The 14669-nt window shown below is 70.9% G+C and carries 13 protein-coding genes; 2 read left to right on the forward strand and 11 right to left on the reverse strand.

Annotated elements, in window-relative coordinates:
- Window positions 1–133 precede the first annotated feature (133 nt).
- The 9 genes from OO67_RS32565 to OO67_RS32605 form a co-directional block, all read right to left on the reverse strand.
- The gene (locus OO67_RS32565) at window positions 134–1036 is read right to left on the reverse strand and encodes a S1 family peptidase (RefSeq protein ID WP_033305417.1); all 903 of its coding nucleotides are present in this window, start codon (window positions 1034–1036) and stop codon (window positions 134–136) included.
- A gap of 269 nt (window positions 1037–1305) precedes the next feature.
- The gene (locus tag OO67_RS32570; protein ID WP_033305418.1) at window positions 1306–2112 is read right to left on the reverse strand and encodes a DUF1684 domain-containing protein; all 807 of its coding nucleotides are present in this window, start codon (window positions 2110–2112) and stop codon (window positions 1306–1308) included.
- Between the two features lie 4 nt (window positions 2113–2116).
- Complete coding sequence (locus OO67_RS32575; protein ID WP_033305419.1) at window positions 2117–3406, reverse strand: NtaA/DmoA family FMN-dependent monooxygenase; 1290 nt, start codon at window positions 3404–3406, stop codon at window positions 2117–2119.
- Window positions 3403–4479, reverse strand: a complete 1077-nt coding sequence (locus tag OO67_RS32580) for an LLM class flavin-dependent oxidoreductase (RefSeq protein ID WP_033305420.1) — start codon at window positions 4477–4479, stop codon at window positions 3403–3405. Before OO67_RS32580 ends, OO67_RS32575 begins: the two co-directional genes overlap by 4 nt.
- A 16-nt stretch (window positions 4480–4495) precedes the next feature.
- The gene (locus OO67_RS32585; protein WP_033305421.1) at window positions 4496–5470 is read right to left on the reverse strand and encodes an ABC transporter substrate-binding protein; all 975 of its coding nucleotides are present in this window, start codon (window positions 5468–5470) and stop codon (window positions 4496–4498) included.
- A 29-nt stretch (window positions 5471–5499) separates the two neighbouring features.
- Complete coding sequence (locus tag OO67_RS32590) at window positions 5500–6252, reverse strand: amino acid ABC transporter ATP-binding protein (RefSeq protein ID WP_033305422.1); 753 nt, start codon at window positions 6250–6252, stop codon at window positions 5500–5502.
- A gap of 35 nt (window positions 6253–6287) precedes the next feature.
- Window positions 6288–7190: an amino acid ABC transporter permease gene (locus OO67_RS32595; RefSeq protein WP_033305423.1), complete on the reverse strand. Its 903-nt coding sequence runs from the start codon at window positions 7188–7190 to the stop codon at window positions 6288–6290.
- Between the two features lie 45 nt (window positions 7191–7235).
- Entirely contained in the window at window positions 7236–9077 is a 1842-nt protein-coding gene (locus OO67_RS32600) for an FAD/NAD(P)-binding protein (protein WP_033305424.1), read from the reverse strand.
- Complete coding sequence (locus OO67_RS32605; RefSeq protein ID WP_033305425.1) at window positions 9074–9940, reverse strand: amino acid ABC transporter permease; 867 nt, start codon at window positions 9938–9940, stop codon at window positions 9074–9076. Before OO67_RS32605 ends, OO67_RS32600 begins: the two co-directional genes overlap by 4 nt.
- 450 nt (window positions 9941–10390) lie before the next feature.
- On the opposite strand from OO67_RS32605, the gene OO67_RS32610 reads away from it, so the two are divergent.
- Window positions 10391–11323 (forward strand): ABC transporter substrate-binding protein, encoded by a 933-nt coding sequence (locus tag OO67_RS32610; RefSeq protein WP_033305426.1) that lies wholly within the window; start codon window positions 10391–10393, stop codon window positions 11321–11323.
- Between the two features lie 80 nt (window positions 11324–11403).
- Here the strand turns inward: OO67_RS32610 and OO67_RS32615 are convergent, their stop codons facing one another.
- Window positions 11404–12615 (reverse strand): DUF5685 family protein, encoded by a 1212-nt coding sequence (locus OO67_RS32615; RefSeq protein WP_208861115.1) that lies wholly within the window; start codon window positions 12613–12615, stop codon window positions 11404–11406.
- 309 nt (window positions 12616–12924) lie between these two features.
- Here OO67_RS32615 and OO67_RS32620 point away from each other — a divergent pair, with 309 nt between their 5' ends.
- Complete coding sequence (locus OO67_RS32620; protein ID WP_033305428.1) at window positions 12925–13365, forward strand: cell division protein SepF; 441 nt, start codon at window positions 12925–12927, stop codon at window positions 13363–13365.
- 22 nt (window positions 13366–13387) lie between these two features.
- Here OO67_RS32620 and OO67_RS32625 read toward each other — a convergent pair whose 3' ends face one another.
- Window positions 13388–14605 carry an acyl-CoA dehydrogenase family protein gene (locus OO67_RS32625; RefSeq protein WP_033305429.1) on the reverse strand — a complete coding sequence of 406 codons (1218 nt, stop codon included), beginning with the start codon at window positions 14603–14605 and terminating at the stop codon, window positions 13388–13390.
- Window positions 14606–14669 lie beyond the last annotated feature (64 nt).

The raw sequence follows: 14669 nt of genomic DNA on the forward strand, positions 1-14669 counted from the left end.
ACGGGCACAGCGTCCGCCCCCCGTGGTGCCTCTGCGACCGGCCGTCCCGACATCCTCTCAAGAGCCGCCGTCCGGACGGGAGCCCCCGCCGCGTATCGGCGGGGGCTCACGGGAGTGCGCGGTGCCCGGACGGTCAGTACACGTTGACGCCGTAGGCGCTCAGCGCTTCGGTCACCGGCTGGAAGAAGGTGGTCCCGCCGGTGGAACAGCTGCCGCTGCCCCCCGAGGTGAGACCGATCGCCCGGGGGCCCGAGTGGAGGGGGCCGCCGGAGTCGCCGGGTTCGGCGCACACGTTGGTGCGGATCATGCCGTGGACGACGTCGCCGCCGCCGTAGTTGACGGTGGCGTTGAGGCCGGTGACGTAGCCGCTGTGGATCCCTGTGGTGGAGCCCCGCCGGGTGACGGGCATGCCGACCGTGGCGTTGGCCGCGCTCGTGATGTCCTGGTTGCCGACGGTGCCGGACTTGGTGACCGAGTCGTTGGTGTAGCGGACGATGCCGTAGTCGTCGACCGGGAAGCTGGAACCCGCGGTGGTGCCGAGGACGATGGTGCGCGCCGGGTCGGCCCACCAGGTGTCGGCGCCGTCGGTGCAGTGGCCGGCCGTCAGGAAGTAGTAGGTGCTGCCGCTGCGGACGTTGAAGCCGAGGGAGCAGCGCCAGCCCGAGGCGTAGACGGCGTCACCCCCCGAGATCAGCTTGCTGAGCTTTCCGGGGGTGCGTTCGATCCGCAGGGCCCCCGCGTCGGTTCCGGCGGAATCCTTGATCCTTTCGATCTCCGCCCGCGAGACGGTGCTGTCCACGACGACGACCAGCCGTCCGGCCGCCGGATCGACGTTCCAGGCGGTGCCGGCGACGTCGGCTTCGAGCACGGCCTCTCCCGCCGCGCTGAGCCGGTCGGCGCTGTAGGTGTCGGCCTGGTCGGCGTCGGCCGTGGGGACGGTGAGGGCCGCGAGGGCCAGGAGGCCCGCGGACACGGCCGTGATCCGGCTGCGTCTCGCTGTGCGGCCGCTGCGGGGGTAGGGGTGCTTGATCCTCACTTGTGATTCCTCCCGAGGGAGTCGGGGGCCCGCCTGTGGGGTGGCCGGACCCGTGAGGCGCGGTCAGGTAGCACGGACGCGTTCCGAAATGCGTTCGAATTTCGGATTCGTCATGCTTCCGACGGACGCTGCTCGGGAGTATTGGGGGGCGCCGATGCGCCACGCAAGGGTGCCTTTTCGGCCGTATCGGCACACGGCTGCACCGGCCCCGGCAGCCCTGTGGCTGCCGGGGCCGGTGTGCCGGGCCCTTGCGTCCGGGGTGGGACGGCTCAGCCGTCGATCCGGTTCCGCTCCCCCGCCGGGACGGCCACGGTGAGGGTGTTGCCCGGGGGCGGGAAGGGGCAGATGAAGTGGTCGGCGAAGGCGCACGGTGGAAGCAGCGTGCGGTTGAAGTCGACCCGTACGTTGCCGTTCCCGTCGGGCGCCGGCGGCCGCAGGAAGCGGAAGCGGTAGCTGCTGTCCCCGCTGGTCGCGTCGGCGAAGACGGCCCAGAGCGAACCGTCGGGCTCGACCGCCACCTGGAGGGTGTGCCTGGCTCCCCGCACGGTGAAGTTGATCTCGCCCGAGAGCCCCAGCCCCCGCTCACGCCCGTCGGCGTTCTCGACGCGTACGGTCCGGTCGGAGCCGTACGGCCGGAAGGTGCCCTCCAGCGACCACTCGGGGTCGTACGGCGTGGCGTCGATGGTCCGGAAGGCTTGACGGGCCGGGGACTTCGGGTCGAAGTCCCGTACCGCCCACAGGCCTTCGCGGCTCAGCAGGACCAGTCGGCGGTCCCCCTGCGCGACCCTGGACGTGTCGATGGAGCCGCGGTCGGCGCCGAGGCGGATCTCACCGGCCAGCGGCTTGGTGTCGACGGTCAGCCCGTCCTCCGGGGTGGCGGTGAGCACCACCTCACCGCCCTCCTCACGCCACAGCCCGGGTACGGCCGGAATTCGACCCTCCGGATGGTCGGCGAGCCAGTGCGTGCCGGTGAGGGAGAGCGGGCCGTGCGGAGCGGCCACGGCTACGATGCGCCCCTCGTGCCAGCGCTGCCAGGCGTGGAACTCCTCGCTGTCCTGCTGTGCGTCCGTGCTCATGCCGTCAACCTTTCCACACCGGGTCGGCCAGCCCGAGGTGCGACCTCAGCGTGGAGCCGGTGTATTCCGAGCGGAAGACTCCGCGTTCCTGGAGGAGCGGGACGACCCGGTCGACGAAGTCGTCGAGGCCGCCCGGGGTGAGATGCGGTACGAGGATGAATCCGTCGGCCGCGTCCCCGGCTACGAACATCGCCAGTTCGCCGGCGACCGTCTCCGGGGAGCCGATGAAGGACTGCCGCGCCGTCGTCTCGATGACCGTCTGACGGATGGACAGCCCCTTGGCCTCGGACAGCGCCCGCCATCTCGCGGCCACGGCCTGCGGGTCCGCGACCCGGGCCCTGCCCTGGACCATGTTCGATCCGGGGTCCGGATCGATGTCGGGGAGGGGCCCGTCGGGATCGTAGGAGGAGAGGTCGAGGCCCCAGACCTGTTCGAGGGCGAGGATCGCGTTCTGCGGGGAGACCTGCTTGCGGCGGATCTCGGCGGCGTTCCGGTGGGCCTCCGCGTCGGTGTCTCCCAGGACGACGGTGACCCCGGGCATGATCTTCAGGTCGTCCCGCCCTCGGCCGTACTTCTCCAGCCGGGACTTGACGTCGGCGTAGAAGACGCGTCCGGCTTCCAGGGTGCCGTGCCGGGTGAAGATGACGTCGGCCGTGGACGCGGCGAACTCCCGGCCCTCGTCGGAGTCCCCGGCCTGGATGACCACCGGGTGCCCCTGGGGCGAGCGGGGGACGGTGAATTCCCCGCTGATGTCGAAGTGCGGGCCCGAGTGCGCGAACGGCCGCGAGGTGCCGTCCGGTGTCCAGGTGTCCCACAACTCCCGTGCCGTGGCGACGAACTCGGCCGCCCGGGTGTACCGGTCGGCCCGGTCGAGGTATCCGCCACGACGGAAGTTCTCGCCGGTGAAGGCGTCCGACGAGGTCACCACGTTCCATGCGGCGCGGCCCGCGCTGAGGTGGTCGAGTGTGGCGAGGCGGCGGGCGAGTTCGTACGGCTCGTTGAAGGTCGCGTTGACCGTGGCGGCCAGTCCGAGGCGCTCGGTGACGGCGGCCAGTGCGTTCAGGACGGTGAGGGATTCCGGGCGCCCCACCACGTCGAGATCGTGGATGCGGCCGTTGTGCTCGCGCAGGCGCAGCCCTTCGGCGAGGAAGAAGAAGTCGAACTTCCCGCGCTCCGCGGTCCTGGCCAGGTGCTCGAAGGACGCGAATTCGATCTGGCTCCGCGAGCGGGGATCGGCCCACACGGTGGTGCTGTTGACGCCCGGGAAATGGGCGGCCAGGTGCATCTGCTTCATGAGGTCACCTCCGAGGCCCTCGCATGTGTGTAGCGGTTGGCCGGCCGGCTCAGCCCGAGGTGCTCGCGGAGCGTGCCGCCCGGGTGGAAGGTGCGGAACAGGCTGCGGTGCTGGAGCAGGGCCACGGTTCCGTTGACGATCCTCTCGAGGTCGCGCTCCGGTGTGATGGGGGTGAGGTGGAAGCCGTCCACGGCTCCGCCCCGGTGCCACTGGGTGATGAGTTCGGCGAGGTCCACCGGGCCGCCCCGGAAGTAGGTCCCCCGCCCGGCGAGCTGCGGGCCGCTCTCCAGTCCGGGTTCGGGTGCCGTCTCGGCGTCCCCGAGGTCGACGGTGAGGGCGACCAGGACCCGGAGGCTGTCGGGGTCCCGGCCGTGTGCCGCGGCACCGCGGCGCAGGTCGTCGCGGAGCGAGGCCGCCTGCCCGGGTGAGGTGGCCCGTACGTGGACGACGTCGGCGTGCCGCGCGGCGGGCTCCCGTGAGGGCCCGCTCGTGCCGTCGATGACGGTGACGGGGCGGCCTTGCGGCGGCCTGGGCACGATGGCCGGGCCCCGGACGGAGAAGGTGCTTCCCTCGAAGTCGATGTGGTGCAGCCTGTCGCGGTCGATGAAGCGGCCGCTGGCGACGTCCCGGATCTCCGCGTCGTCCTCCCAGCTGTCCCACAGCCTCGCCCCGGCGTCGGCGACCTCTCCCGCCTCCTGCCACAGCGCGGTGGCGGGTGCCGCCGGGCGCCGGCCGAACAGCCGTGCCTCGGCCTCGGTCGTCGACACGTCGGCCAGCCAGCCCGCCCGGCCCTTGCTGACCCAGTCGAGGGTGGCGACGGCGGACGAGACGTGGAACGGCTCGGTGTGGGTGGTGGTGACGGTCGGCACGAGACCGATCCGGGTGGTGGCCGGGGCGACGCGGGCCAGTACGGCGAGCGCGTCGGGACCGGGACGGGCGAAGGAGTCGCTCAGGGTGACGTAGTCGAGCGCGCCCCCTTCGGCGAGGCGGGCGAGCGCGACGTGGGAGGCGGCGTCGTAGCGTGGCGGGCCGCCGATCTCGGCGGCGAGGTGGAGTGGTCTGGTGGCGGGCATGCGGGACCTCTCGGGGTCAGTTCTCGGTCTTGGGGAGGCCGGGCGGGTTGATCTCCGACTTCTCCACGGCCTCGTTGGACAGGCCCCAGCGCTTCAGCACCTCGCCGTACGAACCGTCCTGGATGATGTGGTCGATCGCGGCCGCGTACGCCTCGGCGAGGCCGCTGCCCTTCTTCGTGGTCGCGGCGATCTTCCCCTGGACACCGTCACCGCCGCCGGAGAGCGTGCCGACGATCTCGGACTGCCCGGCCGACGCCACGTGGTAGTTGGCGGAAGGGCTCGGGCCGAGGTAGGCGTCGATGCGGCCCGACTGGAGGGCCAGGTAGTAGTCGGTGTCCTTCTGGAAGTACTTGATCTCCACCGGCTCGCGCCCGGCCTTTACGTTCTCCTCGCTCCAGTCGACGAGGATCTTCTCCTGGTTGGTGCCCGAGGAGACGGAGATGGTCTTCCCCGCCACGTCGGCCGGGCCCTTCACCTTCCAGCCGGAGCCCTTCTTGGCCTCGAAGGCGATGTTGTCGAGCCGGTAGGTCGCGAAGTCGTACTTCTCCTTGCGCTCCTCGGTCACGGTGACGTTGGAGAGGACCCCGTCGAACTTGGAGCTGTCGAGACCGACGAAGAGGTTCTCCCAGGAGACCTCCTCGAACTCCGGCTTCAGGCCCAGCGTGTCGGCGATCAGGGTGGCGAGGTCGATCTCGCTGCCGATCCGGGTCCTGTCGTCGGTCGCGTAGAAGCCGAGCGGTGGTGAGGCGTCGGCGCTCGCGCCCAGCCGGAGCGTGCCGCGCTCGCGGACGGCGTCGGGCACCCGGGCCGCGATGGCGTCCACCTTCTCGCCCCTGATCCGGTTCTGGTCGGGGCCGATGTTGATCCCGGTGTCCTTCTCGCCCTTGGGACGGATCACGTCCTCGCCCGCGTCGCTGCTGCCGCACGCGGTGAGCAGCCCTGCGGCGGTGAGGGCGGCGAGAGCGACGGCGAGGGTGCGGTGGACGGACACGTGACTGCTCCTTGATCGGTGGGACATGCTCAGAGGACCTTCGAGAGGAAGGCGCGGGTGCGCTCCTGGACGGGACGGTCGAGTACGTCGGCGGGCGGCCCCTGCTCGACGATCCGTCCCTCGTCCATGAAGACGACGGTGTCGGCCACCTCGCGGGCGAAACCGATCTCGTGCGTGACGACGATCATCGTGGTGCCCCCCCGGGCCAGATCCTTGATGACGTCGAGGACCTCGCCGACGAGTTCGGGGTCGAGCGCCGATGTCGGCTCGTCGAAGAGCAGCAGTTTCGGTTCCAGGGCCAGGGCGCGGGCGATCGCGACCCGCTGCTGCTGGCCCCCGGAGAGCTGCTTGGGATAGGCCCCGGCCTTCTCGGCGAGCCCGACGCGGGCCAGGAGCTTCTCCGCCGCGGCGACGGCGTCCTTGCGGGGGCGGCCCAGGGCCGCGATCGGGGCCTCGATGACGTTCTCGAGGACCGTGAGGTGCGGGAAGAGGTTGAAGTTCTGGAAGACGAAGCCGATCCGGGTGCGCTGACGCAGGACCTCGCGCTCGCGCAGCTCGTACAGCTTGTTGCCGGACCTGCGGTAGCCGACCAGGGTGCCGTCGACGCTGATCCAGCCCTGGTCGACCTTCTCCAGGTGGTTGATGGTGCGCAGCAGGGTGGACTTCCCCGACCCGGAGGGGCCGAGGACCACGGTCACCTCTCCGGCGCGTACGGACAGGTCGATGCCGCGCAGCACCTCGAGCGGACCGAAGCTCTTGTGCACGGACCGGATCTCGACCATGGCGTCGGATCCCGTGGCTTCTTTCGTGGGTGCGCTCATCGCACGGCCCCCTTGGCGTAGTGACGTTCGACGTAGTGCTGGAGGACGGAGAGCACGGTGGTCAGGAGGATGTACCAGACCGTGGCGACCATGAGCAGGGGCACCACCCGGCCGTTGCGGCCGTAGACGACCTGGACCTGGTAGAAGAGTTCGCCGATCGCCATCACGGAGACGATCGAGGTGCCCTTGAAGAGGGAGATGATCTCGTTGGCGGCGTTCGGCAGGATGGAGCGCATCGCCTGCGGCAGCACGATGCGCCGCAGCTGACGCAGCCGGGGGATCCCCAGGGCGGCGGCTGCTTCCAGCTGTCCGCCGTCCACGGCCAGTACGCCGCCCCGGACGATCTCCGCCGCGTACGCCGCCTGGTGCAGGGCGAGCCCCAGGACGGCCGCGCTCATCGCGCCGACGAGGTTCATCGTGTCGAAGGCGACGAATCCGGGCCCGAAGGGGATACCGAACTGGAGCTCCTTGTAGAGGTACGCCAGGTTGAACCAGAACAGCAGTTGGACGATGAGCGGGATCGAACGGAACGCCCAGATGTACGCGTACGAGACCCCCCTGAGGAACGGGCTGGCGGAGAGCCGCATGAAGGCCAGGACGATGCCGAGCGCGAAGCCGATGACCGTGCCGTAGAAGGTCAGCTGCAGGGTGACCCAGACGGCGTGGAGGATGGTCTCGGTGGTGACGAAGCGGGCGAAGACATCCCATTCCCAGCCGGGGTTGGTGATCAGGCCGTTCAGGAACTGGGCGAGCAGCACGGCCGTGGCGGCGACGGCCACCCACCGCCAGGGGTGGCGGACGGGGACGACCTTCAGCGCCGCGTACTCGTCGGCGGCCGGCTTCTCGCCGGGTTCGGTCGGGGCCGGTGGATGGATGGGTGGATCGCTGGTCAGCGACATGGTGGAGGTTCCTCCGGGACAGAAGTGCGGAACGGGGTGCCGTGCTCACGCGGTGAGGCGGTCCGGACAGGAGAGGTCGCGCAGGAACGCGAGCACCGTGCGGGCGGTGGCGTCGTTCTGCCGGAAAGCCGGGCCGCCGGTGCGCGGCCGGGTGAAGGCACCGCTGGCGCGCGCGGTGGTGTACGGGCCGAGGGCGAAGCGGCGCGGGTGGGGGCGGCCGTCGCGGTCCAGGATCCGGCCGTCGGCGGGGTCGACGGAGAGCAGCCCCGTGTCGGTGCCGGCGGCCCCGTCCTCGTACAGCCCGCGCAGCAGAGGGCTGCGGGTCGTGCGCAGCGACGGGTCGGGCAGCCGGGCCTCGACCAGGGCGCGGGCATCGGTCCGGGCGCCGGGCACGGTGGCGCTGCGGGCGCGGAAGACGCCGTTCTCCTCGTCGGCCTCGACGGTCATGCCCGCGCCGAGGAACCGGACGACGCCGGCCCGCGAGAGGGCGAGGAGCTGGCGCAGCCGGGGCCCGGGCGGTCCGGAGGCGAGGTAGCTGAAGAAGCCGTGCCACCGCTGCCCCGTGTCGCCGAGACGGGTCAACTGCCCGTAGACGGAGAGCAGTCCGAGGAACACGGCGAGGTCGGGACTGTGCCGGGGGTCGTGCCGGCGTTCGAGGTCGGCCGTGATGTAGGCGCGCAGCCCGTCCTGCAGTGAGTCGTACGAGTCGTGGCGCACCCCGTCGAGCGGGTGGTCGAGGGCGTCGAGGTCGAGCCGGTCCGCGGGATCGGGGACGGCCGAGGCGACGAGGGCCGCGAACTCGGGGCTGCCGGTATCGGCGGCGGCGTACTTCTCCTCGAAGTCGGCCGGATGCATGGCGGTGCGCTCGGGATGGGCGGTGAACAGCCGGTGGTAGTGGGCGTGGCCCAGCTCCTTGGCGACCAGCGGCCACAGGTCACGCCGGAAGTCCACGGGGCCGGGGCGGTTCAGGATCTCCTCCACCACGCCGGGGCCGAAGTGGTGCGGGAGAGGCGGCCGTTCGCCCTGCCAGGTGTAGCCGATCTTGGAGTGGTACGGGACGCCTCGCCGCGACCCGACGTACAGGACGGGCTCCCGGCCGGAGGGGACGTACGTCCCGTTCTCGTGGCGACCCCCGCGCCCCTCGGTGAGCAGCACCATCAGGTCGATGAAGGCGAGACCGAAGCCGCGCACGAGGACGGGTTCCCCCGCGGGCAGGGCCGTCAGGTCGGTGTCGGCGGTGAAGTCGGGAGGCAGGTGGACCAGTCCGTGACGTGCGGCGAAGGCGGCCAGTTCCTGCTGCTCCGCGTCCGGTTCGGCGTCGAGGTGGCCGACGGTGAGGACGACGAGGTCGGCGACGAGCGGCTCGGCGCGCCCCTGGATCCGGACGCGTTGCCGGCCGCCGCGAGGCCCTTGGACGCTCAGTGCGCGGCCGGTGTGCTCGTGGACGGTGATGCCCGACGGGAGCGCGGCGAGCGCCTGCTCGTACACCCAGCGCAGATAGGCGCTCTGCAGCCTCCGGCTGGGGAAGTCCTGGTCGCCGAGGCCGTGGATCTCCTCCAGCACCCCGGGGCCGGCCGAGATGACGGCCCGTCCGTCGCGGACGTCCGCGGCCCAGGTGTGCAGGGCGGGGCCCGGCCGGACGGGGCCGTCGAGCTGGACCGTGTCGTCGGTGAACATGGTGACGTCCTCGGCCATGGAGTTCATCCAGAGCAGCGGGGACTGGTCCTTCCGCCATATCCGGCCCCCGCCCGGCGGGTACGGGTCGACGAGGTGGATGTCCAGGGGCCGGCCGCCGTACAGCTCGGCGGCGTTGGCGGCGATGCGTTCGATGACGCCGGTCCCGCGCGGTCCGGCGCCGATGACCACGAGGGCGGGAGCACCGGTCATCGTGTGCCCGCCGTGCCGCGTGCGTAGTGGCGTTCGACGTAGTACTGGCCGATGGACAGGAGCGAGGTGACGGCCACGTACCAGAGCGTGGCGACCAGCAGCAGCGGGATGACCTCGTAGGTGCGGTGGTAGACGAGCTGTACGGAGTAGAGCAGGTCCTGCACGGCGATGATGCTGACGATCGAGGTGCCCTTCAGCGTCCCGATCAGCATGTTCCCGGCGGGCGGCACGATGGACCGCATGGCCTGGGGCAGCACGATCCGGCGGAGCCGGCGCCAGGGCCCGAGGCCGAGCGACTGGGCGGCCTCCAGCTGTCCGCGCTCGACGGAGAGGATGCCGCCGCGGACGACTTCGGCGGCATACGCGGCCTCGTGGAGCGTGAGGCCGATGACGGCGACGGTGATCGGGCTCAGCAGGTTGACCGTGTCGACGCCGAGGATCTGCGGGTAGAGGGCGCCGATGTTGAACCAGAAGAGCAGCTGGACCAGGATCGGTGTCGACCTGAAGAGCCAGATGTAACCCCAGCTCACCGCCTGGAGAACCCGGTTGCCGGAGAGCCGGAACACCGCCAGCAGGGTGCCGAGGGCGAAGCCGAGCACCATGACGAGGGCGGTGAGCCACAGGGTGAGGCCGAGGCCCCGCAGCACGGCGTCGGTCGTGAGGTACTCGCCCACGACGCCCCACTGGAAGGCGTCGTTGCGGACGACGGAGACCAGGGCGCCCGCGAGGAGGAGCAGTACGACAACGGCCGCCGCCCACTGGCCGGTCCGGCGTACGGGGACGATGCGCGGGGTTTCCTCGCCGGCGTTCCCGCCAGGCGGGAAGGGAAGTGACGGGGCATGGATTTCTGTCTGCGCGGACATGCGAAGGCTCCGTGGATGCAGAGATCGAACACGGGGCGTGCCTTCAGCGCGGAACACAACGTGGACCGGGCCCCTCAGCGCCGGTCCGCTCCTGAGAAAAGCGCCATCCCGGTGCCGTTGTCAAGCTTGTCCGCAGTGTGAGCCGTACGTCTCATGTCGGTTGACGCACAACCGGATGCCTGTTCCACTTGGGCCATGCATTCGCAGCAGTGGCTGGTCACCCGCTCCCACATCGACTTCGGTCGCGTGTGGTCCTGTTCCTGTTGAGCTGACCCCGCTGCGTTTCCGCTCCTCCCGCTCGCGCCCCCGTCGGCGCTCGAGCGAAATCCCCTGCGTGCCTTCACGTACACAGCGTCGCTCCGCCCTCCCCTCGTACAGCTGATCTCCCGCACCCACGCTCCCTGCCCGTCGGGCACCGGAGCGCGGTCGACGAACCGGAGAAACTCCGTCATGCCCCGATCCCGGCACAACGCCGCCTTCGCGCTGATCACCGTGGCCGCCCTCTCGCTGACCGCGTGCGGATCGGGGGACCCGGCGGACCCCCAGGCCGGTCCCGCGGGCAGGGCGAAGACCCCGACGACCGATGTGGTCTCGGCGGTGAAGAAGAACGAGGCCGCGGCGGAGCTGCTGCCCGCCGGCGTGCGCGCCTCGGGCACGCTCTCCCTCGCGTCCAGCGTCGGCGCCCCGCCAGGGGCGTTCTACGAGGAGGACGGGAAGACGCTCGCGGGCGCCGACATCGACTTCGCGGACGCGGTGGCGAAGTCGCTCGGGCTGGAGCTGAAGCGCGAAGTCGCCTCGTTCGAGGCGATCCTGCCGGCACTCGGCAGCGGCAAGTACGACCTGGGGACCGGCAACTTCGGGGTGACGGACGAGCGCCGGAAGACGATCGACTTCGTCACGTACATCAACGACGGGCAGGGCTTCGCCGTCCGTGACGACAGCAAGCTGAAGGAGGTCACCGATCTCACACAGCTCTGCGGCCTGACCGTCGGCACCGGCGCCGGAACCACCTTCGAGGCGACTCTGGAGGAGAACAAGCACCGGTGCGCCGACGCCGGCGAGAAGCCGTACGAGGTCAAGACGTACGCCGATCAGGCCGCCGTCTGGATCTCGCTCCAGCAGGGCCGCAGTGACGTCCTGATGTCCACGATCAACGGACTGCGCTACGCCGTGACCCAGATGGACGGGCTGCGCTTCCTCAACGAGTTCAAGCGGCTCGACGTCGGGTTCGCCTTCAAGAAGGGCACCCCGCTGGCTCCCGCCTTCCAGGCCGCGGTCAACGGTCTCCAGGAGGACGGGACCTACGACCGCATCCTGAAGAAGTGGGGTACCGGGAAGTCGGCGATCGAGACGTCGCAGATCTCTCCGCCCGAGATCAAGTGAATCCGGAGGGTGCGGCTGCCTGACGCCACATCAGCGACGGCTGCCCGGCGTCGGGGCGGCAACCGCCGCCCGGCGCCGGATCAGCAGTTGCACCCGCAGTCACAGCCATCGCAGCAGTCGCAGCATTTGCCACAGCAGTTGCAGCCTTCGCAGCAGCCCTCGCACCAGTCGTTGCAGTCGTTCTTGTGACAGAGTCCTTCGCGCTCCTGGCCGCTCCACGGGTCGTTGAAGCTGCCGGCACAGCAGAGCTGGCAGGTGCAGGCGAGACCGGCCCAGACCAGGCAGCCGGCTATGAGACCGCGCCGGTTACGGGGCGGCTCGGGCGGCAGCGGCGGTCCGGGAGGGCCGGGCGGGCCCCCAGGGGTGGGCGCGTACGGGTTGCCGGGCGGCGGGCCGAACGCCCCCGACGGCTGCCCTTCCCGCTGGTGCGAGCACGAGGCGGGCCCGAAGGCCCGGTCCACCGAGCGACGCAGCTCATGCACCAGGAGCACGTGCGCCAGCGTGCCGTCGGTGAATTCCGCGTCCCGCATCGCGAGGCGCACGCCGTGCAGCGCGTCGTCGCACAGGCGGCGGGCCTCGGCGAGCGACGTCCCGGTCGCGGTGAGCGGGTTCCACGCACCCGACGCGGCGTCAGCTTCGCGGTCCTCCACGGCATCCAGCAGATGGGCGAGCCGCCCGAAGAGCCGGCCGGCCTCGGCCAGCGGCTCGGCGTTGCGCGGCTTGCCCGCGAGCACGGCGGTGTGCGCGAAGGCCGCGGCCGTGGCCGTCTCGGTGGGCTCGGTGACCGTCAGCAGCGGGGTGCCCGGCCCGGCGAGGGTCTCGATCCCGGTCTGCCGGCCGATGGCGTCGAGCAGGACTCCCGTGTCGAAGCCGAGCTCGGCCCCCGTGCGCGCCCCGGCCCTGTCCCAGCCCGCGGCGACGCGGCGTGCGGCGGCGGCCACGGGGCGCCGCTTCAACAGGCCGTCACGGTCGGCGACATGGTCGCGCACCTTCGCGGAGGCCAGCACCAGCGAGACGGCTGCGGCGAGCCTGGCCCCTTCGCCGCGGGCGACCGGAGCCGTCCGCATCGAGCGCAGGGGGCAGGGGCCCGCGGTGCGCCGCTGCCCGGCGGAGCGCTCGGACTGAGCCTCCGTCAGGACGGAGACTATCAAGCCGTCGTAGTTGGTGACGATGCGGGCGAACTGACCGTGGTCCGCGCGTAGGGCGAGACACAGACCGCAGAGATGAGCCATCCACTCGGCCTTGAGCCCTTCGGACAGCCGATGGGTACAAGGCCTCACGATTCCGAACACGACGATCCCCCGGGAGCCGTTCACCTGACGAGCCGCGCACGTGCACCGGCGCGGCGTGCATCGTATCGAGCCATCCGTTCACCCGTACGCCCGCCGGGTCACCCGGACGGACGGGAGCATCATATTTTCTTTCCGCAAGCCCCCTTTAGCGGTAGGAACCCTGACGAATCGCCACATGTTCTGCACCAGTAGCGTCACGAATCGCGCGCGCGGCGGCTATCCCCTTGGCGCTGGATCCGCATCATGGACGACCATGGGGATAGGAAAGACATGCGGAACACCAACGAACCGCGGTGAGAGGAGGCGTCCATGGGATCGGTGCGCAAGGCGAGCGCCTGGCTGGGCCTCGTGGAGGACAACGACGAGCGGTACTACGACGACGAGTACTCCGAGGATGTGGAGACCGGCACGAATCAGCCATGGGTGACCGACCCCCGCGTGCAGGTGGTTTCCGAGAAGGCCGAGGACACGGGCCGCCGGATCGCCACCGTCACCCCGGACAGCTTCAGGGACGCGCGTGGGATCGGCGAACTCTTCCGGGACGGCGTCCCGGTGATCGTCAACCTCACGGCGATGGACCCCGCCGACGCGAAGCGCGTCGTGGACTTCGCCGCGGGACTGACCTTCGGACTGCGTGGCTCCATCGAGCGCGTGGCGACCAGAGTCTTCCTGCTGACCCCCGCCCACACCCAGGTCGTCAACGGGGAAGTCGCCGGCCGGCCCGCCGACGGCTTCTTCAACCAGAGCTGAGCAGGGCGCTCGCCGGAGGGCCCTACCGGAAGGCGTCCAGTCCGGTGAGCGCCTTGCCCAGCACCAGCTGGTGCATCTCCACGGTGCCCTCGTAGGTGAGCACCGACTCCAGATTCGTGGCGTGCCGCATCACCGGGTACTCCAGTGAGATCCCGTTGGCCCCGAGGATCGTGCGCGAGGTGCGGCAGATCTCGATCGCCTCCCGCACATTGTTCAGTTTTCCGAAGCTGACCTGCTCCGGACGGATCCTGCCCGCGTCCATCCGGCGGCCCAGGTGGTGGGCGAGCAGGATGCCCTTGTGCAGTTCCAGGGCCATGTCCGCGAGCTTGGCCTGGGTCAGCTGGAACCCGCCGATGGGCCTGCCGAACTGCTCGCGGGACTTCGCGTAGTCCAGAGCCGCCTCGAAGCTCGCCCGCGCCGCGCCCATGGCGCCCCAGACGATTCCGTAGCGGGCGTGGCTGAGACAGCTGAGCGGGCCGCGCAACCCCGTGGCGCCGGGCAGTACCGCGTCGGCGGGGAGCCGCACACCGTCCAGTACCAGCTCGCTGGTGACCGAGGCGCGCAGCGACCACTTGTGCCTGATCTCGGGTGCGGAGAAGCCGGGGCTGTCCGTCGGCACGACGAAGCCGCGGATCCCCGGGCCGCCGCCCGCCTCCTCCGTCTGCGCCCATACGACGGCGACCCCGGCCACCGAGCCGTTGGTGATCCACATCTTGCGGCCGGTGAGGATCCAGTCCGAGCCGTCCCGCTCGGCGTACGTCCGCATCCCGGCGGGGTCCGAGCCGTGGTCCGGTTCGGTGAGGCCGAAACAGCCGATGGTCTCGCCGGCCGCCATGCCGGGCAGCCACCGCTGCTTCTGCTCCTCGGAGCCGAAGCGGTGGATGGCGTACATGGCGAGGGAGCCCTGGACGGAGACCAGCGAGCGGATGCCGGAGTCCGCGGCCTCCAGCTCCAGGCAGGCCAGGCCGTACTGGACGGCGCTCGCCCCGGCACAGCCGTACCCCTGCAGGGACATGCCCAGCGCGCCGAGCGAGCCGAGTTCGCGGGCCAGCTCGCGGATGCCGGGCAGCTCGCCGTTCTCGTACCACTCGGCGATGTGCGGGAGGACCCGGTCGGCGGCCCAGGCGCGCACGGTCCCACGGATCGCGAGGTCCTCCGGCTCGAGGAGGTCGTCGATGCCGAGGGGGTCGCCCGGATCGAACGGCTGCCTCGACGGCTTCACGGACTCGGTGGTGGACATGAACGCCTCCGGCGGCTCGCTCGGTACAGAAGCGCGCCACGGTACTGAAACTAGCAGTGGTAGT

Origin of the sequence: Streptomyces atroolivaceus (genome assembly GCF_000717025.1) — a bacterium.
Classification (GTDB): Bacteria; Actinomycetota; Actinomycetes; order Streptomycetales; family Streptomycetaceae; genus Streptomyces; species Streptomyces atroolivaceus.